The following is a 16,480-nucleotide window of genomic DNA, read 5'->3' as shown; positions in this document are numbered from 1 at the left end:
GTAGCCGGTCATTGCGCCTGCAGCATTTCGGTCCAGACGTCTTGCATCTTCTTGTCGAGATCGGCGTTCGGCGCCGGATAGGACTGGGCGCGGGCGAGGAATTCCGGCTGCTCGTCGAAACGCAGGATCTTCTTCTGCTCGTCGCTCAACGCCGCCTTGCTGTTGGCCGGCATGCCCCAATAGCAGGACGAGGTCGCGAGCCGCGCCTGGCCTTCGGGGCTCATAATGTACTGGATGAATTTAAGCGCCAGCTCCTTGTTCTTGGAATCCTTGAACATTGCCAGCGACTGCGACCACAACACGGCGCCTTCTTTCGGGATCGAGAAGTCCAGCGCCGGGTTTTCCTTGGCTAGCCCGGCCGTCACCCATTCGCCGCCGCCGACCAGTATGTCGACCTCGCCGGTTGCCAGCGCCGTCTGGCTGGCGGTCACTTCGCCGACCAGCTTGGCGTTGGCCTTCATTTTGAGCAGCTCTTCCTTAATGGCGGGAAGGTCGGCTTCGGTCAGTTCCGCCGTCCTCTTGCCGATCGCCAGTGCGGCCATGCCGATGACCGGCAGGTAATAATCGTAGATGGCGATCTTGCCCTTGTATTTGTCGCCGGTCAGCGCCGCCATCGACTGCATGTCGGCCGGGTCGACCTTGGTCTTGTTGTAGCCGATCGTGTTGTAGCCGAACTTTTCGGTGATGCCGTAGCGCTTGCCGTCGACCACGGTGGAACTGTCCATCTTCACCTGCGGGAAGAGGTCGGACAGCGGCAGCTTGTCTTCCGGCAGCGGTTCGAACAGGCCCTTTTCGACGCCTCGCGGTACGTCGATGCTGTCGATCACCATCACGTCCCAATCGCCGGGCTGCGACTGTTCGACGATGGCCAGGCCGGCGCCGGTGCCTTCGAACTCCTTGACATTGACCTTGACGCCGTTCGCTTCCTCGAACGGCTGCAGCAGTGCCGGATCGGCGTGATCGCACCAGATCAACGCATTGAGGTCCTGCGCCTGAGCGAGGCTGCCAGCCGCCAGCAGCAGTGCTGCCGCGGCGCACGCGCCTTGGAGATGGCTCTTCAGAACGGAAAGCGGATTCCTGACGGTTGGATTGGGGGTCTTTGGATTGACGGACATCGAGTGTTCTCCCTTGCCTTTTTGGCTTGTGGCAAAAAATTGAACCAATTCTAAAATTGAGTCAATTCTGTTTTTGTGGCAAACAGCCGCTATGAGCGGATTGCGGGCAAGGCAGAAGGCGGATCGGCACCGCCGCATCATAGAGGCTGCGGCGGCGCTTTTCCGCGATGCCGGTTATGAAGGCGCCAAGATCGAGACCATCGCCGCGCAGGCCGAAGTCTCGGTCGGCACGATCTACAATTACTACCAGAACAAGGGCGACATCCTCGGCGCCATCGTCTCGATGGAGGTCAACGAGGTGCTCAATGCCGGGCGCGGCGTCGTCGCCAACCCGCCGGCCAATATCGGCGACGCGCTGGACACGCTGCTCGGCATCTATATCGAGCACTCGCTGCATTACCTCAGCAAGGAGATGTGGCGGCAGGCCATGGCGATCTCGACGCAACTGCCCGACAGCCCGTTCGGCCAGGCCTACACCGCGCTAGACCGCGCACTGACCGAGCAGATCCGCGCGCTGATCGCCCGCCTGCAGGCGCTCGGCCTGGTACGCCGCGACATCGACGGGCCGGCGCTGGGCGAACTCATCTTCAACAACATGAACATGATGTTCATCGAATTCGTGAAGCGAGAGGAGGCGAGGATTGCCGAACTGCGCACGGCGATACGCAGGCAGAACCGGATATTGGTGGCGGCAATCGGAATGTAAGAAGATCAAGAGCGAGTAGGGCCTGCAACACAAATCGCCGCAGCCGGAGCATCGCCTAACGGTTGATCAGCCATAGAATGGCCGAGAGCACGATGCTGACCAGTATCCCCGTGGTGATGGGGACATAAAGCCTGAAGTTCTCACGCTCGATCACGATATCGCCGGGCAGCCTGCCAAGGCCGGTCCGGGCCAACCAAGGCCACAGCAGGCCTATGGCGACTATGCTGAGACCAACGACGATCAGAGTTCGCGACATGGCTGCATCCTGCCGGAAATAGTATCATGCCAGAAATCTAGTGTTGACGGGTCTGCAAGCAGCGCTTCCTCTCGATGTTGCCTCTTGAGTTGAGGTTGAAATCTGTTACAACCTAAAAGGGCATCAAGGAGGGATTGGATGCAGATTTCCATCTGGCATTGGGCTATAGTGCTGCTGCTGATCGGCGTGCCTGTTTTCTTTGCCGTTCGGTCAGCCGCAAAGCCATTACAGGATACTTCGGCTCTCGTAGGTTTCGGAGGCTGGCTTATGCTGCTGGCGATCCTTCAGGCTTTCTCTCCGCTACGCACGCTCGTCTCATTGGGCTCATCGAGTGAAGGCTACCGACAGCTCATGACGCTCCCGAATGGCACTTTGGCGGTCTACGGAGAGATTGCCCTCTTGCTGGCGTTTGCGGTGTTCCAGGTGGTTGTGCTCTTTGCGATGCTGCTGCGGAGTTACCGCTTCAAGCAGCTATTCCTGTATCAGTGGTTTGCAATACCAATCGTGTTTATTCTGGACGCGGTATGGATCTCAGCGGTTATGAGCGCTCCTGTGAGCTTGGTGCTTGCAGGGCATGCGCTGGTAATGCCCGCAGTTTCTTTTGTCTTGACCGGCATCTGGGTCGCCTACGTCTACAAGTCGGTCAGGGTGAGAAACACGTTCGACCGGGTCGCCATATCCGGTCAGGTCGCGAGTGCTTCATAGAGCTTGCCGCGAGTCCTATGTATGGCTGCCGACAAAAATGCCGGGCGCCCAATATGGACCCGGATCATCCGGCTACTAGGCCTGCTCTAGCGAGGATTTCAGGAGCCGGCGTGACATGCCCGTGCGGCTTGCAGTAGTCCGGGTCGATCGCGCGATAGCCGAGCAGATGGCCGAGTGGCGCTAGGATCGCCAGCGCCACTTGCTGAATCGAAGGTGGCGGGTGCGTGAAGACGATCACGTCGGCAAATTCCCTGGCGATGACTGCCGCCTGAAGCGGCGAAGGTCTGCCTTTTCTGTCCACCTTGCCGGCATTGGCCAGGCCGAAGAGCATGCCAATCAGCAGCTCGAAACGGTTCGGGTCGACATCTTCCGCACCTGGCGCCCGATCGACTTCGACCAGCACATGCGCTTCTTCGGTTTTGCTGCTGTTCCACCAATCATGTGCGACGCCCGCTTCGACCGTGGCGGATTGGCCAGGCCCCAGAGACAAAGTCTTCCCGCCGATGCAGGCGTCGAGCCGGCCGCCGAGGACGGTAAACCGTTCTGTCAGGTTCGGGTGGAAGTGCTCGCCCACCACTGCGGCTCCCGGCCGGGCGGTCAGATGAGCGATGCCAGGTCCCTGGCCGCGGTCTTCGGTGCCACGCAGGATGACTGCATATTCGCCGGTCACCTTGTTCTCGTAGACATCTCCACAACGTGACATGGATCAGCTCCGGGTTCAGAGCACCGCTGCCGGCAAGGTTACGGTTAAAGGGTTGGTCGTTCAACGACGCTCGAACGGGCGATTGTGAAATTCTTGCGCCGGCTCCGTCGACACGGGCGCGACCGGCGCTCTACCGGATATGCTTAGGCGGGCGCGCTCGTGGAAACGGCACGACCGTCAGTGGCGCCTTGCGGAATTCCGCGATGGCTATTTCTTCAATCAGCGCGTCGAGGGCCTCGTTGACGCGTCGGCTCGTTTCATCCGCGCCGCAGAGGCGGTTTTGTGCGCACTCCAAAAGCTCTCGCGCCGCGGCGAAATCGCTTCGCATGACAACACCCTTTGGTTTTTGGCCCGCCGCACGGCCATTGTCGGCGCGCTTAATTGAGCGAGTGCTAATATACACAGGAGCAATTTAATCGAATGCTGTTAAATGGCCCGGAGCCCGGAGAGCGGCCGAAATGACCGCCCTGTAAGCGCAAGACACGAATAGGCTAGGGATCTCCTGGTATGAGACGCCAAAGCGCAATCTGATGTCAGATTAAGCCGGCAACTCACGCAAAATTTGTGGTTCGCCGAGGGGGGACGGTCGGGAACGCGTGGGGCCTAATACGTTCTTGGGCGGCTTAGAAATTCTCGGGCGGCGGCAATCTGGCGTCGATGCTCGCGAAGGAATGCCGCGCCGAAACAAATGGCGAAGGCCAGTACCGAAAGACTTGTCGTTGCTCTTGATGCAGGATCAGGATCGGGACTTATCAGGAAACGGAAGCCGAAGGCGAAGGCGAAGACGACAACGCCACCAAACATGCCGCTGACGAAGGGGGTAGTCGTGCGTCTCTGCTCCAACGAAGACTCCTAGGTTTTCCGCTAGGGAACTATGGTTTCCGCTAGGGAATATATGCGTTGAAGCTGATGTGCTACCGATCCTGACGGCCCCGGCCTGTGGATATCGGGGATGAGCAGATATCAGGCGCCCCGGAGGTCTCAAGAAGCCCGTGCTGGTGCCCCCGGACGGGATCGAACCGCCGACCTTCGGTTTACAAAACCGCTGCTCTACCAGCTGAGCTACAAGGGCACGGCGCCTCGGTTAGCATATTTGTTGCGCCAGTAAAGACAAAACTCCGTTTTTCGGTTCCCGGCGAACGCGCCGGTTCTGCCGCCAGGGCGTCCTGAAAACGGCCAATTCGCTCCCTATATTGATCGAAGGTGCAATCGCATCAGCGAGGCTGTCGCATGATCAGGTTTGTCATCATTCTCCCGCTCGTCGTCGTGACCTGGCTTCTCCTGGTGAAGCTCATCAAGGATCTGAAGCGCGCCAATATCGACTGGACCGGCGTCACCACCATCATCGGCTTCATCGCGCTCGCCTTCTGGCTTCGCCATATCACCGGCATGGGCTGAGGCCTGCCGATTGTTCCGGTGAACTGTCGACGGCGCGACCGTTCGTGGTCGCGCGGCTGACAGCATCAGACCGGGCGATTTCCCCCGTCGAGAAAAAATCCAAAAAGATCTTCGAACCTTTTTCCTTGTTGCGACGACTGATGGTCAAGGGGCGGTTGGATCGCCTCCCACAACAAGGAGATCGTCATGTTCAAGCGCACCATCGTTTCCGGCCTCGTCGCCACCACTGTCGCCGCCGCCATGCTGGTCGGCACGGTTCAGCCTTCAGCCGCCCATCACAAGCACAAGCACCTCGGCATCGGTATTGCCGCAGGTGTCGGCGGCTTCCTGCTCGGCAGCGCGCTGGCCCAGCCGCGCACCGTCTATATCGAGGAAGACGGCGGCTCCTGGCACGTCCGGCGCTGCCTCAATCGCTACCAGAGCTACGACCCGTACTCGGACACCTATGTCGGCTACGACGGTTATCGCCATCGCTGCCGGCTTTGAGAGCCACTATGCCAGCTTGAGAGGAGGTGACCGTTTCAGGCACCGGAAGAAGGGGCACCCCACTGCCCCATTTTCTGTGTGTCTGGGCTCCTATTCGAATGGTCGACCGCCACTGTCGGCATAGCGCATCATTTTCGAATTGGGCGCCGTCGATGAAACTGCCAATCTCCCCCCTTGCGGGGGAGATGCCCGGCAGGGCACAGGGGGGTGCTGTCCCGCACTACCTGTCAATAGATGACAGTCAAGTCCTAAGCCAATTCCCAGTTGGAGTGGCTAAACATCGAAGCCGGCGATCCTTCCCACCCCCCTCTGTCCTGCCGGACATCTCCCCCGCAAGGGGGGAGATTGGATTGCCGAACGGCTTTCGCCAACCGCCAACACTGAAGACTGCCTTATCCCGCCGTTCGGCTCTTGCCGGATGTACAGCGATTTCCCGACAGCCTAATCTACTGCCGAGCCGAAACAGGGAGAGGGCGCTTGGGCGAGCACGATCCGAACGAAGAGCCGATCGAGACGGTTTTCCGCAACGGCACAATCACCACCGTCGGCATCCTGCTGGCGTTCTCGTTGGGCTTCATCACGCATTGGGCCGCCAACCCGATACCATGGGAAATCTATCACCTGGCCGCAGTCGTGCCGATTTTGATCGGCATTGCCCTGCAGATACGAGCGCTGCGGTTGCTGCTCGACTTAACGTCTCTACAACGGCGCGTTCTTGAACGCGCCAATCGTATCTTCATTGCCGGCCTCATCTTCACCGCCTGCGGAGTTGGGCTGGCGATGCTGCTTGATTTCTACGACCTATCGACCAAGAGCGCGGTGCCCGGGGCCTAGCTTTGGCCATCCTGGCTGATGTCGCACCATTCGGCGCTGGTCAGCGCTGCCATGCGCTCGGTTCGCTGCCAAGGCCGGGACGGGTCGGCAGGCCGCCGATCATCCTCGTCACCTCTGCAGCTGCATCGCGCACCAGCGGGCCGATCTCGGCTAGCCGTTCCGGCGTGACCCGCACCGTCGGCCCGGAGACCGAAACGCCGCCGATCGGCTCGCCGAATTCGTTGAAGATGGCGGCGGCGACGCAGCGCATACCCGGATGCCGCTCCTCGTCGTCGACCGACCAGCCGCGCAATTTGATCGTCACCAGGTCGCGGGCGAGAGCCGAGATGTCGGACAGCGTGTTTTCAGTGAAGCGCTCCAGCCCGGCCCGGCGCAGGATGGTGGCGACGCGTTCCGGCTCGAGATGCGCCAGCACCGCCTTGCCGATACCCGAGGCATGGAAGGAGCTGCGCGTGCCTGGCCGGAAGAAGGCGCGGATCGCCTGATGGGTCTCGACCTGGCTGACGAAGACGACGCAATCGTCCTCGGCGACGCCGAGATTGGCGGTCTCGCCGGTCTTCTCCATCAATTCCTGCATGACGATACGGGCGCGGTCGACCAGCTTGCGGCGGCGCAGGAACGCCGCGCCCATGCGATAGGTCTCGACGCCGATCGACCACAGCTGGTCGGTGCCGTCGAACTCGACCATGCCATGGTTCTCCAGCGTCGTCAGCATGCGGTAGGCGGTGGATGCTGGCAGACCGGAACTGGCGGCGATCTCGCTCAGCGACAGGCCGCTGCCATCGGCCACGATTGCCAGGATGCGCAGCGCCCGGTCCAGCGACTGCACCGAAGCGGCCTCGGACGGCCCGTTGAAGGCGCGCGGCCGGCCGCGCTGGCGTTTTTCGGTGGTTTCCATCGGGCCGTTCTTCGCTCTGTTTGCCCAAATAGGCAATGGAAAAGTTTTTCACCGCTTTGCGAAGTGAATTCGTGGAAAACAGAAAGCCAAATCAATTCAATCCACAAGAGCCGTTTTCTAGAAATGAAAAAATATTCTGAAAAAATTGAGAAATCGTTGGTGCGGTGGCATCATCGGCTATCAACAATTCCGTGGAGGCTGACATGGCCAGGATGCGCGCAGTCGACGCAGCGGTTCTCGTTCTCGAAAAGGAAGGCATCTCCTGTGCCTTCGGCGTGCCGGGTGCTGCGATCAACCCGCTCTATTCGGCGCTGAAGGCGAGGGGCAGTATCCGCCACATCCTTGCGCGTCATGTCGAGGCGGCCTCGCATATGGCCGAAGGGTTTACCCGCGCCAGGTCGGGCAATATCGGGCTGTGCATCGGCACTTCGGGTCCCGCCGGCACCGACATGATCACCGGTCTCTATTCGGCCGCTGCCGATTCTATCCCGATCCTCTGCATTACCGGGCAGGCGCCGCGCGCGCGTCTCAACAAGGAAGATTTTCAGGCCGTCGACATCGCCGCCATCGCTGCACCCGTCGCCAAATGGGCGGTCACCGTCATGGAGCCCTATCTGGTGCCGATGGCGCTGCAGAAAGCGTTCCATCTGATGCGCTCGTCGCGGCCGGGGCCGGTGCTGATCGATCTGCCGGTCGATGTGCAACTGGCCGAGATCGAGTTCGACATTGATGCCTATGAGCCGCTGGTGCCGTTCAAGCCAGCAATGTCGCGCGCTCAGGCCGAGAAGGCGTTGACGATGCTGAACGCAGCGGAAAAGCCTGTCATCGTCGCCGGCGGCGGTATCATCAACGCCGATGCGTCGGACCTGTTGATCGAATTCGCCGAAGTCACCGGCGTGCCTGTCATCCCGACACTGATGGGTTGGGGCGCGATCCCCGACGACCACCGTCTGATGGCCGGCATGTGCGGCCTGCAGACCTCGCACCGCTACGGCAACGCGACGATGCTCGAAGCCGATTTCGTCTTCGGCATCGGCAACCGCTGGGCCAACCGCCACACCGGTTCGGTCGACGTCTACACCAAAGGCAAGAAGTTCATCCACGTCGATATCGAGCCGACGCAGATCGGCCGGGTCTTCGCGCCGGACCTTGGCGTCGTCTCGGATGCCGGTGCGGCGCTTAAAATGCTGCTAGACGTCGCCACCGAATGGAGGACGGCCGGAAAATTGCGCGACTGGTCGGGCTGGGCCGGCGAATGCCGGCAGCGCAAGAAGACAATGAAGCGCAAGACCCATTTCGAGCAGGTGCCGCTGAAGCCGCAGCGCGTCTACGAGGAGATGAACAAGGCGTTCGGCCGCGACACCACCTATGTCACCACGATCGGCCTGTCGCAGATCGCCGGGGCGCAGTTCCTGCATGTCTACAAGCCGCGCAACTGGATCAATTGCGGCCAGGCCGGGCCGCTCGGCTGGACATTGCCGGCAGCACTCGGCGTTCGCGCCGCCGATCCGGACCGCACCATTGTCGCGCTGTCCGGCGACTATGATTTCCAGTTCATGATCGAGGAACTGGCGGCCGGCGCACAGCACAAATTGCCCTACATCCATGTCGTGGTGAACAATGCCTATCTCGGCCTGATCCGCCAGGCACAGCGCGGCTTTTCGATGGATTTCGAGGTCAGCCTGGCCTTCGAGAACGTCAACCGGAAAGACGAACCTGAGGCGGGCTACGGCGTCGACCACGTCGCCGTTGCCGAGGCGATGGGCTGCAAGGCGGTCCGGGTGCGCCGGCCGGAGGAATTCGCCGGTGCCTTCGAAGAGGCGCAGCAGCTGATGAACGAGCACCAGGTTCCGGTGGTGCTCGAATTCATCCTCGAGCGCGTCACCAATGTTTCGATGGGTACCGAAATCGACAAGATCACCGAATTCGAGGAACTTGCCGAGCATCACGAAGATGCCCCCACGGCGATCGTCATGCTGGACTGACTGGGAGAAGAAGAATGCCACGGTTTTCAGCCAATCTTTCGATGCTCTTTCCCGAGCATAACTTCCTCGACCGCTTCGATGCCGCCGCCCGCGCCGGCTTCAAGGGCGTCGAGTATATCGGCCCCTATGACCATGCGCCGGATGTGGTCGCGGCCAGGTTGAAGAAGAACGGGCTGACGCAGGTCCTGTTCAACCTGCCTGCCGGCGACTGGGCCAAGGGCGAGCGCGGCATTGCGATCCTGCCGGACCGCGTGCCGGAGTTCCGGCAAGGCATTGCCAAGGTCGTCACCTATGCGCACGCGCTGGGCTGCGAACAGGTCAATTGCCTCGCCGGCATCGCGCCGCAGGGCGTCGATCGCTCCGTGCTGGAAGACGTCTTCGCCGAAAATCTGGCTTTCGCGGCCGAAAAGCTGGAGCAGGCCGGCATCAGGCTGCTGATCGAACCGATCAACACCCGCGACATTCCGGGTTTTTTCCTGAATTACTCGCATCAGGCCCTGGCGCTGATCGACCGCGTCGGCTCGAAGAACCTGTTCCTGCAATACGACATCTATCACATGCAGATCATGGAGGGGGATCTCGCCCGTACCATAGAGGCAAACCTCAGCCGCATCGCACATATCCAGCTTGCGGACAATCCCGGCCGCCATGAGCCGGGGACGGGCGAGATCAATTTTCCCTTCCTCTACAACCACATCGACCGCATCGGCTATTCCGGCTGGGTCGGCGCAGAATACAAGGCAAAGGGCGGAACGGAAGCCGGGTTGGGGTGGTTTCGGGACGCGGCCGGGCAGGGGAGTGCGGCGGCGTAGACGCTACGTGTCGCACGTCGCGTTCCCTCGCGCCCCCCTCTGGCCTGCCCTCTTTGCCAAAACTTGGCATCTCCCCCACAAGGAGGGAGATTGGATGTCACCGCCGCTTTCGCCAATTTTCGAGGTCGGGAGGGCCGGCGCGGGAACTGCCGATCTCCTCACTCGTGGGGGAGATGGCCGGCAGGCCAGAGGGGGGCGCGCAGGAACGCCGCCTTAACAAGAAACGGAGAACTACCATGGAAACCATCGGCTTCATCGGCCTCGGCATCATGGGCGCGCCGATGGCGGGGCATCTGCTCGACGCCGGCTATCAAGTCTTCGCCAGCGACCACCGCTCGAAACCGCCGGCCGATCTCGTCGACAAGGGTCTGAAGATCGTCTCTGGCCACAGCGCCGTCGCGAAAACGGCCGACATTGTCATCACCATGGTTCCGGATACGCCGCAGGTGGCCGACGTGCTGTTCGGCGAAAACGGCGTCGCGTCCGGGCTGACAAGAGGCAAGCTGGTCATCGACATGAGCTCGATCTCGCCGATCGAGACCAAGGAATTCGCAAAAAAGATCAACGATCTCGGCTGCGACTATCTCGATGCGCCGGTGTCGGGCGGCGAGGTCGGCGCCAAGGCAGCGTCGCTGACCATCATGGTCGGCGGCGAGGAAAAAGCCTTCGAACGCGCCAGGCCCATCTTCGAGAAGTTGGGCAAGAACATCACGCTGGTCGGACCGAACGGCGTCGGCCAGACAACCAAGGTCGCCAATCAGATCGTGGTCGCGCTGACCATCGAGGCCGTCGCCGAAGCGCTTGTCTTTGCTTCAAAAGCCGGCGCCGATCCGGCCAAGGTCAGGCAAGCGCTGATGGGCGGGCTCGCCGCCTCGCGCATTCTCGAAGTGCACGGCGAGCGCATGATCAAGCGCAGCTTCGCGCCGGGCTTCCGCATCGAACTTCACCAGAAGGATCTCAATCTCGCGCTGGAAGGCGCGAAAGCCCTCGGCGTGGCGCTGCCCAACACCTCGACCACGCAGCAATTGTTCAATTCTTGCGCGGCGAATGGTGGGGCTAAGGAAGATCATTCGGCGCTTGTTCGAGCGCTGGAGCGGATGGCGGGATGTGAAGTGGGTGAATAGTGAATGGTGGGTAGGTAGTCAGTAGCAGATAGGTGAGTAGTTGATAGTGAATTGGTCACGACTTACGTGCAGTCTCACCATTCACCATTCACCATTCACCATTCACCATTCACCATTCACTCTTTCAAAAATTTCCTTGCCGCATAAAGCGCCACCGCCGCCGCGTTCGACACATTGAGGGAGCGGATGGCGCCGGGCATGTCGAGCCGGGCAAGCGTCGTCACCGTTTCGCGCGTTTTCTGGCGCAGGCCTTTGCCCTCGGCGCCCAGCACCAATGCGATCTTTTCTCCCGAAAAACTCTTTTCGAGCTCCGCCGGACCGTCCGAATCCAGCCCTATCGTCTGGAATCCGGCCTCGTGCAGTTGGCCGAGCGCGTCGGCGAGGTTCTTCACCTCGATCTGATCGATGTGCTCCAGCGCACCGGAGGCCGACTTCGCCAGTACGCCGGATTCCTGCGGGCTGTGGCGCGCCGTGGTGATCAGCGCGCCGGCGCCGAAGGCCACCGCCGAGCGCAGGATCGCGCCGACGTTGTGCGGATCGGTGATCTGGTCGAGCACCAGCACCAGCCTGGCGTCGCCAAGCGCATCGAGCCGCTTCGGTTTCAGCGGCTCGGCCTCGATCAGCACACCCTGGTGCACAGCATCGGAGCCGGTGACCTTGTCGATGTCCCTGGGCTCGACCAGTTCCGCCTTGAAGGCCAAAGCACCGAGATCGGCGATTGCCAGCCGCTCGGCAGCGTTGCGCGTCACCAGCATTTTTTTGATCTTGCGACGCGGATTGTCGAGCGCCGCCCGCACCGTGTGCAGCCCGTAGAGCCGCACCAGTCCATCCGCCGGGTTCTCGCCGGCCGGCACCGGCTGGCGTGGCCTGAACGACGGCGCGCCGCCGCTCTTCTCGTCGCGATGCGCGCGGCGCAGCTTGGCGTAGTGGGTGTCTTTCGGGGTCTTGGACTTGTTATCGTTGCTCATGGCCGGCTTCTATAGCCGTGTCGTCCGGCCATGGATACAGCCGCAGAAGCTGCTTGTCGGGCGAGGCGTGAGATTCAGCGCTTTTTGCCGGGCTGTTGCGGTTGACAGTTTTGGGCGCTGCCGCCATAAGGCGCTTCGCGGAAGGGCTGCTTTGGCGGCCGCGACGCGTCGATGCCTCGTTGCATGGCTCCGGCGGCAGACTGGAGAGGTGCCCGAGTGGTTAAAGGGGACGGACTGTAAATCCGTTGGCTATGCCTACGTTGGTTCAAATCCAACCCTCTCCACCACTGCCGGCCCGGAAGCCCTGAAACGCAGAGCGAGCGTCGGAGCGGATCCGACGCTTGACTGAAAGGCGCGGGTATAGCTCAGTGGTAGAGCAGCAGCCTTCCAAGCTGAATATGCGGGTTCGATTCCCGCTACCCGCTCCAGATTTCCCGCAGCCGCCGCGTCCCTCGCGCACGATCCCGAAGCAGGCAGCGCCAAGCGAAGCGCTTTGCCGATAGTTCAAAGTATTCGTTGCGCGTCCAAACGGACGCGCGACGAACTCTAATCTGTGTTTTACGCATATCGTTGTCCCAACCCGCAGGCGGCATTGGGCGACAGGCGTCAGCTCGCGAATTTGCTGAATATGGACGCGAGTTGGTTCTGCTGCGGCACTTGCCCTTTCGGCGTCAGCTGGTCGACAAGCCCGGGCAAGGCCGCGGACAATTGCTGGAGCAATTCCTGCTGGTTCAGGCCCGTCCTTTGGGCGATCTCCTGGATGATTTGTGGCCCGAGAGCACTGCCCAGATCGCTGGGGTTGATCGGCTGGTTCTGACCGGTGCCGACCCACGAATTGACGACGTTGCCGTGGCCGGCGTCCTTCAGTTTGTCGAGCAGGCCGCCCAGACCGCCGAGCAGTCCGCCGTCGGCGGATGCGGTTGCATCAGGCGGGACGGGGGCAGGGCTTTGCGCTGCCTCCGGCTGGGCGGAACTTCCACCGCTCAGCATTTTTCCCACCAAAAGTGCACCGAGCGCGATCATCAGCGGCTTGGCGACGTTGCCGCCGGGAACGGCATTGTCAAACAGTCCCATTGTGGATCTCCATGTCAAATTGCCCGTCCGTCTCCGACAATGACGCATTCATGGCGAATTTCAAGCCGGTTTGAGCTTTCCGTAATCATGATTTTCAAGTTGGCTTGAGCTTTGCTTAATAATGTGGAAGTAATCGAGCGCGGGGAACGGAGAGGAAAAATGTCAATATTAAGCTGGATTATTCTCGGCGTCATCGCCGGCTTCATAGGCAGCAAGATTGTCAATAAAAGCGGGCAAGGCCTTGTGCTCGACATCGTGCTCGGGATTGTCGGGGCTATCGTCGGCGGGCTCATCTTCAGTGCGTTTGGTGCGTCGGGCGTTACCGGGCTCAACATCTACAGCCTGATCGTAGCCGTTGTCGGTGCCGTGGTTGTCCTGTGGGCCTATCACCAGTTCAGCGGCAAGAGGGCTCTGTAGAAGCCGTTCGGCAGTTGCGTCGGCATTCACCCGAATGCCGACCGCCTATCTGATCCTTTTGAGGATTTCGCGGATCAGCGTGTTGAGGCCGGCTTCCAGCCCTCTCACCATGATCGGCCATAATTCCTCGAGCAGTCGCTGCCATGCCGCATCGCGCCCAATCCTCACCGGCAGATTTGGCATCAAGCCCATTGCCGCCGTCACGTCGCGGCGCAGCCGTTCGCCACAGGCGCTTGCGCCGCTGATCGTCGGATCGAAGGGCAGCCGGGTGAATCCCATTTTCCGCGTTGTTCTATGCCGAGATTGCTCTCGACCTCGGCATGCGAGAGCACCGTTTTGGACGTGACCTTGATGCGGTAATATTTGCAGAGTTCGGCGACAACCGCGGTCATCGCGTCCCACTGCGCCCTGGTCATCGGATAGCGGCCGGCATCGAACGGCCTTTCCTCCCGGCCATGCAGCAGAGCGAAACCCCGATCGAGCCGCCGTTGCAGTTGAGCGTGTGCGCGGCATATCCCGGTTTTACCCGGCCCGAATTGAGTGCGATCGAAGGCCGGCCCCTGACCAGACGGCCATTCCCCTCGACCAGTATGTGATACGCATCCCTGTCGGTATCGCCGGCCGAATGCGAGCCTGCCGTCCAATGGCAAATGACGCGCCTCATCGCAACATTGGGCAACCAGTCGGGCGGCAATGCCACAGAAATCTCCGCGACATAAGTTCAGTGACGGAGCACAGTATAGTTTGCTTGGCGGCGCACGCGAAAACGAAACGATAATTTGGTTGAGCGTTTCTAACGGTCAGCTATTCGCCGGCATCTCCGGCGACCGCGTGTTCTTCATATTGCGGCAGATCGTCGGTGATCGTGAACCACTTTGCCTTGGAGCCGACGAAGATGTGCTGCGTCGGGCGGATGGTCGGCTCGTCGACGAGGCTTCCCATGGCGACATGCACGAAGGCACCGTCGCGGACCACCGAATAGAGCAACGAGCCGCAAGTCTTGCAGTGCGCATCATGGCCGGTTTCGTCGCCGAAGATCATGAGATTGTCCTCGCCCGTCGCCAGGCTCAACCTGTCGCGCTCGATGCCGGCGAATGGCTTGAAGGCCGAGCCGGTGGTGCGCCGGCAGTTCGAGCAGTGGCAGTTCGCGGCATAGATGAACGCGTCCGCCACCGCGTACTGAACGGCGCCGCACAGGCACTTTCCGGCGAGCGTGCGGTTGCGTGAATTCTGGTTGTCATCCGGGCTTGCCACGCGCTCCTCCCATTGTGCAGGCCGATTTCAGTTTCAAGCGACGACGGTCAACCGGCGCTTGCGCTCGTCGAGCGAGACGATGGTCAACCCGCTGGCCACCACCAGCAGGATGCCGCAGATGGCCAGCGCATTCGGGAGCTGCCGGAATACCACCAGGCCTGAAATCACCGCCCAGACGGTAAAGCAATAGTAGAACGGCGCCACCACGCTGGTCGGCCCGACGCGATAGGCCATGAAGATGAAGAAGTGGCCGAAGATCAGGAACAGTCCGGCGCCGCCCATCAGCAGCAGGTGACCGGTCCCAGGCACCACCCACTGCTCGGAAACCAGATGCGCAACGCCGGCGCCCGCGAGCACCACAATCACCGCGGAAATAGCCACGACCATTCCCGGCACGTCGGCGGCGACCTTGCGTCCGGCCAGATCGCGCGCCGCGGACAGGGCTGCATTGCCTAGCGCCAGCAGGGCGTAGACCGAAATCCCTTGCATTGTCGGTTGTGCCACCATCACCGCGCCGACAAAGCCGAGCCCGATCAGCGCCAGGCGTACCCCGCCGATCCGTTCGCCAAACAGCATCGAGGAGCCGACCAGCATCAGCAAGGGCGTGATCTGCCCGAGCGCGGTCGAGTCGGCGATCTGCATGTTGGCGAGCGCCACCACGTAGCAAAGGATAGCACCCAGCTCGAGCAGGTTCCTGCGCAAAACCTTGGCGTCTAGGATCAGCGGGATCTGCTTGCCATAGCCCAGCATGAACAGCAGCGGAATGCCCCACAATGTTGCCGCAGCGCCGCGCAGGAACAGCACCTCATAGGGCGGCAGTCCCGCGGTTGCGAGCTTCATCATCGTGTCGTTGACGATGTAGGACCCGGTCGAAACGACCATGAACAGCGGGCCTCGTATGGCAGTCGGGATGAAATGCATCGGCCCACGAAATCAGACCGGCGCCAGAGCGGCAATGGGCCAGATCCGGCTGTAAATCCGTCAAAGCCGTCAGCCGCCGCCGTAACCATTCCATTTGCCCTTGTTCGTTCCTATATCCGCGCCACATTCTCCGAAACCGGATCACGCGTTCGGGCGGGCGAGCGCGCTCGGCGACAAGGCACTTGTGTTTTTCGGCCTTAGTCGCTAATCGCCCCGCATTCGACTGAACTGAAGGTCCAGGCCGTCCCTAGGCCGTCCAAGGAAAGAGACTATGGCAAAAGGTAAATTCGAGCGCACTAAGCCTCATGTGAACATTGGCACGATTGGTCACGTCGACCATGGCAAGACGTCGCTGACGGCGGCGATCACCAAGTATTTTGGCGAATACAAGCGCTACGACCAGATCGATGCGGCGCCGGAAGAGAAGGCGCGCGGCATCACCATTTCGACGGCGCATGTCGAATACGAGACCGCCAACCGCCACTATGCCCATGTCGACTGCCCCGGCCACGCCGACTATGTGAAGAACATGATCACCGGTGCTGCGCAGATGGACGGTGCGATCCTGGTGGTGTCGGCCGCCGACGGCCCGATGCCGCAGACCCGCGAGCACATCCTTTTGGCCCGCCAGGTCGGCGTGCCCTCGATCGTGGTGTTTTTGAACAAGGTCGACCAGGTCGACGACGCCGAGCTGCTCGAGCTGGTCGAGCTGGAGGTGCGCGAGCTTTTGACCAAGAACGAGTTCCCCGGCGACGACATTCCGATCGTCAAGGGTTCGGCGCTTGCCGCACTTGAAGATTCTGACAAGAAGATCGGCGAGGACG

At 61.1% G+C, this 16,480-nt stretch carries 22 protein-coding genes and 3 tRNA genes; 12 read left to right on the top strand and 13 right to left on the bottom strand.

The annotated features are described in order from the left end of the window. Nucleotides 1-8: 8 nt before the first annotated feature. Nucleotides 9-1,115, bottom strand: coding sequence for a polyamine ABC transporter substrate-binding protein (locus tag NKH13_RS28250; protein ID WP_352720792.1), 1,107 nt, complete (start codon nucleotides 1,113-1,115; stop codon nucleotides 9-11). A 91-nt stretch (nucleotides 1,116-1,206) separates the two neighbouring features. On the opposite strand from NKH13_RS28250, the gene NKH13_RS28245 reads away from it, so the two are divergent. Continuing rightward, a complete protein-coding gene (locus NKH13_RS28245; RefSeq protein WP_352720795.1) occupies nucleotides 1,207-1,821 on the top strand; it encodes a TetR/AcrR family transcriptional regulator in 615 nt (204 codons plus the stop codon). Nucleotides 1,822-1,876: 55 nt separating this feature from the next. Here the strand turns inward: NKH13_RS28245 and NKH13_RS28240 are convergent, their stop codons facing one another. Continuing rightward, nucleotides 1,877-2,077, bottom strand: coding sequence for a DUF2905 domain-containing protein (locus NKH13_RS28240; RefSeq protein ID WP_023679908.1), 201 nt, complete (start codon nucleotides 2,075-2,077; stop codon nucleotides 1,877-1,879). Between the two features lie 138 nt (nucleotides 2,078-2,215). On the opposite strand from NKH13_RS28240, the gene NKH13_RS28235 reads away from it, so the two are divergent. Then, nucleotides 2,216-2,782, top strand: coding sequence for a DUF2569 family protein (locus NKH13_RS28235; RefSeq protein WP_352720797.1), 567 nt, complete (start codon nucleotides 2,216-2,218; stop codon nucleotides 2,780-2,782). A 64-nt stretch (nucleotides 2,783-2,846) separates the two neighbouring features. On the opposite strand, the gene NKH13_RS28230 is transcribed toward NKH13_RS28235, so the two are convergent. From NKH13_RS28230 to NKH13_RS28215, 4 genes are all read right to left on the bottom strand, one after another. Then, on the bottom strand, nucleotides 2,847-3,485 hold the full coding sequence (locus NKH13_RS28230) for a cupin domain-containing protein (RefSeq protein ID WP_352720799.1): 639 nt from the start codon (nucleotides 3,483-3,485) through the stop codon (nucleotides 2,847-2,849). A 130-nt stretch (nucleotides 3,486-3,615) separates the two neighbouring features. Next, entirely contained in the window at nucleotides 3,616-3,813 is a 198-nt protein-coding gene (locus tag NKH13_RS28225) for a hypothetical protein (protein ID WP_352496180.1), read from the bottom strand. Between the two features lie 275 nt (nucleotides 3,814-4,088). Continuing rightward, nucleotides 4,089-4,328 (bottom strand): hypothetical protein, encoded by a 240-nt coding sequence (locus tag NKH13_RS28220; RefSeq protein WP_352720801.1) that lies wholly within the window; start codon nucleotides 4,326-4,328, stop codon nucleotides 4,089-4,091. A gap of 153 nt (nucleotides 4,329-4,481) precedes the next feature. Next, nucleotides 4,482-4,557 (bottom strand) — tRNA-Thr (locus NKH13_RS28215). Nucleotides 4,558-4,715: 158 nt separating this feature from the next. Between NKH13_RS28215 and NKH13_RS28210 the strand changes: the two genes are divergently transcribed. The 3 genes from NKH13_RS28210 to NKH13_RS28200 all read left to right on the top strand — a co-directional run bounded on the left by NKH13_RS28210 (nucleotide 4,716) and on the right by NKH13_RS28200 (nucleotide 6,203). Beyond that, nucleotides 4,716-4,883, top strand: coding sequence for a hypothetical protein (locus tag NKH13_RS28210; RefSeq protein WP_352720803.1), 168 nt, complete (start codon nucleotides 4,716-4,718; stop codon nucleotides 4,881-4,883). 186 nt (nucleotides 4,884-5,069) lie between these two features. Further along, nucleotides 5,070-5,369, top strand: a complete 300-nt coding sequence (locus NKH13_RS28205; protein WP_352724701.1) for a BA14K family protein — start codon at nucleotides 5,070-5,072, stop codon at nucleotides 5,367-5,369. Nucleotides 5,370-5,846: 477 nt separating this feature from the next. Then, complete coding sequence (locus NKH13_RS28200) at nucleotides 5,847-6,203, top strand: hypothetical protein (protein WP_292665071.1); 357 nt, start codon at nucleotides 5,847-5,849, stop codon at nucleotides 6,201-6,203. A gap of 40 nt (nucleotides 6,204-6,243) precedes the next feature. On the opposite strand, the gene bhcR is transcribed toward NKH13_RS28200, so the two are convergent. Beyond that, nucleotides 6,244-7,101, bottom strand: a complete 858-nt coding sequence (gene bhcR / locus NKH13_RS28195; RefSeq protein WP_352720806.1) for an HTH-type transcriptional regulator BhcR — start codon at nucleotides 7,099-7,101, stop codon at nucleotides 6,244-6,246. Nucleotides 7,102-7,304: 203 nt separating this feature from the next. Here bhcR and gcl point away from each other — a divergent pair, with 203 nt between their 5' ends. The 3 genes from gcl (at nucleotide 7,305) to NKH13_RS28180 (ending at nucleotide 11,022) form a co-directional block, all read left to right on the top strand. Then, nucleotides 7,305-9,086, top strand: coding sequence for a glyoxylate carboligase (gene gcl, locus NKH13_RS28190; RefSeq protein WP_352720808.1), 1,782 nt, complete (start codon nucleotides 7,305-7,307; stop codon nucleotides 9,084-9,086). A 14-nt stretch (nucleotides 9,087-9,100) separates the two neighbouring features. Next, nucleotides 9,101-9,898: a hydroxypyruvate isomerase gene (hyi, locus tag NKH13_RS28185; protein ID WP_352720809.1), complete on the top strand. Its 798-nt coding sequence runs from the start codon at nucleotides 9,101-9,103 to the stop codon at nucleotides 9,896-9,898. Nucleotides 9,899-10,134: 236 nt separating this feature from the next. Beyond that, nucleotides 10,135-11,022 carry a 2-hydroxy-3-oxopropionate reductase gene (locus NKH13_RS28180; protein ID WP_352720810.1) on the top strand — a complete coding sequence of 296 codons (888 nt, stop codon included), beginning with the start codon at nucleotides 10,135-10,137 and terminating at the stop codon, nucleotides 11,020-11,022. Nucleotides 11,023-11,138: 116 nt separating this feature from the next. Here the strand turns inward: NKH13_RS28180 and NKH13_RS28175 are convergent, their stop codons facing one another. Beyond that, complete coding sequence (locus tag NKH13_RS28175) at nucleotides 11,139-11,990, bottom strand: TrmH family RNA methyltransferase (protein ID WP_352720811.1); 852 nt, start codon at nucleotides 11,988-11,990, stop codon at nucleotides 11,139-11,141. A 202-nt stretch (nucleotides 11,991-12,192) separates the two neighbouring features. Between NKH13_RS28175 and NKH13_RS28170 the strand changes: the two genes are divergently transcribed. Further along, nucleotides 12,193-12,277: transfer RNA gene (locus NKH13_RS28170), tRNA-Tyr, on the top strand. Nucleotides 12,278-12,344: 67 nt separating this feature from the next. Next, nucleotides 12,345-12,418, top strand: a tRNA-Gly gene (locus NKH13_RS28165). Nucleotides 12,419-12,596: 178 nt separating this feature from the next. Here NKH13_RS28165 and NKH13_RS28160 read toward each other — a convergent pair. Continuing rightward, the gene (locus NKH13_RS28160) at nucleotides 12,597-13,064 is read right to left on the bottom strand and encodes a YidB family protein (RefSeq protein ID WP_352720813.1); all 468 of its coding nucleotides are present in this window, start codon (nucleotides 13,062-13,064) and stop codon (nucleotides 12,597-12,599) included. Nucleotides 13,065-13,223: 159 nt separating this feature from the next. On the opposite strand from NKH13_RS28160, the gene NKH13_RS28155 reads away from it, so the two are divergent. Further along, nucleotides 13,224-13,481 carry a GlsB/YeaQ/YmgE family stress response membrane protein gene (locus tag NKH13_RS28155; RefSeq protein WP_023717513.1) on the top strand — a complete coding sequence of 86 codons (258 nt, stop codon included), beginning with the start codon at nucleotides 13,224-13,226 and terminating at the stop codon, nucleotides 13,479-13,481. A 45-nt stretch (nucleotides 13,482-13,526) separates the two neighbouring features. Here NKH13_RS28155 and NKH13_RS28150 read toward each other — a convergent pair whose 3' ends face one another. From NKH13_RS28150 to NKH13_RS28135, 4 genes are all read right to left on the bottom strand, one after another. After that, nucleotides 13,527-13,760: a hypothetical protein gene (locus NKH13_RS28150; RefSeq protein ID WP_352720815.1), complete on the bottom strand. Its 234-nt coding sequence runs from the start codon at nucleotides 13,758-13,760 to the stop codon at nucleotides 13,527-13,529. Nucleotides 13,761-13,893: 133 nt separating this feature from the next. After that, entirely contained in the window at nucleotides 13,894-14,181 is a 288-nt protein-coding gene (locus NKH13_RS28145; RefSeq protein ID WP_352915877.1) for a peptidoglycan recognition protein family protein, read from the bottom strand. Nucleotides 14,182-14,285: 104 nt separating this feature from the next. After that, nucleotides 14,286-14,735 carry a GFA family protein gene (locus NKH13_RS28140; protein ID WP_352720817.1) on the bottom strand — a complete coding sequence of 150 codons (450 nt, stop codon included), beginning with the start codon at nucleotides 14,733-14,735 and terminating at the stop codon, nucleotides 14,286-14,288. A gap of 33 nt (nucleotides 14,736-14,768) precedes the next feature. Next, nucleotides 14,769-15,656 (bottom strand): DMT family transporter, encoded by an 888-nt coding sequence (locus tag NKH13_RS28135; protein WP_352915874.1) that lies wholly within the window; start codon nucleotides 15,654-15,656, stop codon nucleotides 14,769-14,771. A gap of 271 nt (nucleotides 15,657-15,927) precedes the next feature. On the opposite strand from NKH13_RS28135, the gene NKH13_RS28130 reads away from it, so the two are divergent. Next, on the top strand, nucleotides 15,928-16,480 hold a 553-nt coding region (locus NKH13_RS28130; protein ID WP_352915871.1), incomplete at its 3' end, for a GTP-binding protein.

It is taken from the genome of Mesorhizobium sp. M1348 (assembly GCF_040317925.1).
GTDB lineage: Bacteria > Pseudomonadota > Alphaproteobacteria > Rhizobiales > Rhizobiaceae > Mesorhizobium.
The sequence above is the reverse complement of the archived record's forward strand: the minus strand, read 5'-3'. Positions and strand labels throughout refer to the sequence as shown.

Coding starts and splice junctions, on each gene's coding strand:
- NKH13_RS28135 (WP_352915874.1), bottom strand. CDS start 15,656: ATGCATTTCATCCCGACTGCCATACGAGGCCCGCTGTTCATGGTCGTT.
- NKH13_RS28205 (WP_352724701.1), top strand. CDS start 5,070: ATGTTCAAGCGCACCATCGTTTCCGGCCTCGTCGCCACCACTGTCGCC.
- NKH13_RS28155 (WP_023717513.1), top strand. CDS start 13,224: ATGTCAATATTAAGCTGGATTATTCTCGGCGTCATCGCCGGCTTCATA.
- NKH13_RS28235 (WP_352720797.1), top strand. CDS start 2,216: ATGCAGATTTCCATCTGGCATTGGGCTATAGTGCTGCTGCTGATCGGC.
- NKH13_RS28245 (WP_352720795.1), top strand. CDS start 1,207: ATGAGCGGATTGCGGGCAAGGCAGAAGGCGGATCGGCACCGCCGCATC.
- NKH13_RS28240 (WP_023679908.1), bottom strand. CDS start 2,077: ATGTCGCGAACTCTGATCGTCGTTGGTCTCAGCATAGTCGCCATAGGC.
- hyi (WP_352720809.1), top strand. CDS start 9,101: ATGCCACGGTTTTCAGCCAATCTTTCGATGCTCTTTCCCGAGCATAAC.
- bhcR (WP_352720806.1), bottom strand. CDS start 7,101: ATGGAAACCACCGAAAAACGCCAGCGCGGCCGGCCGCGCGCCTTCAAC.
- NKH13_RS28250 (WP_352720792.1), bottom strand. CDS start 1,115: ATGTCCGTCAATCCAAAGACCCCCAATCCAACCGTCAGGAATCCGCTT.
- gcl (WP_352720808.1), top strand. CDS start 7,305: ATGGCCAGGATGCGCGCAGTCGACGCAGCGGTTCTCGTTCTCGAAAAG.
- NKH13_RS28180 (WP_352720810.1), top strand. CDS start 10,135: ATGGAAACCATCGGCTTCATCGGCCTCGGCATCATGGGCGCGCCGATG.
- NKH13_RS28150 (WP_352720815.1), bottom strand. CDS start 13,760: ATGGGATTCACCCGGCTGCCCTTCGATCCGACGATCAGCGGCGCAAGC.
- NKH13_RS28225 (WP_352496180.1), bottom strand. CDS start 3,813: ATGCGAAGCGATTTCGCCGCGGCGCGAGAGCTTTTGGAGTGCGCACAA.
- NKH13_RS28230 (WP_352720799.1), bottom strand. CDS start 3,485: ATGTCACGTTGTGGAGATGTCTACGAGAACAAGGTGACCGGCGAATAT.
- NKH13_RS28175 (WP_352720811.1), bottom strand. CDS start 11,990: ATGAGCAACGATAACAAGTCCAAGACCCCGAAAGACACCCACTACGCC.
- NKH13_RS28160 (WP_352720813.1), bottom strand. CDS start 13,064: ATGGGACTGTTTGACAATGCCGTTCCCGGCGGCAACGTCGCCAAGCCG.
- NKH13_RS28210 (WP_352720803.1), top strand. CDS start 4,716: ATGATCAGGTTTGTCATCATTCTCCCGCTCGTCGTCGTGACCTGGCTT.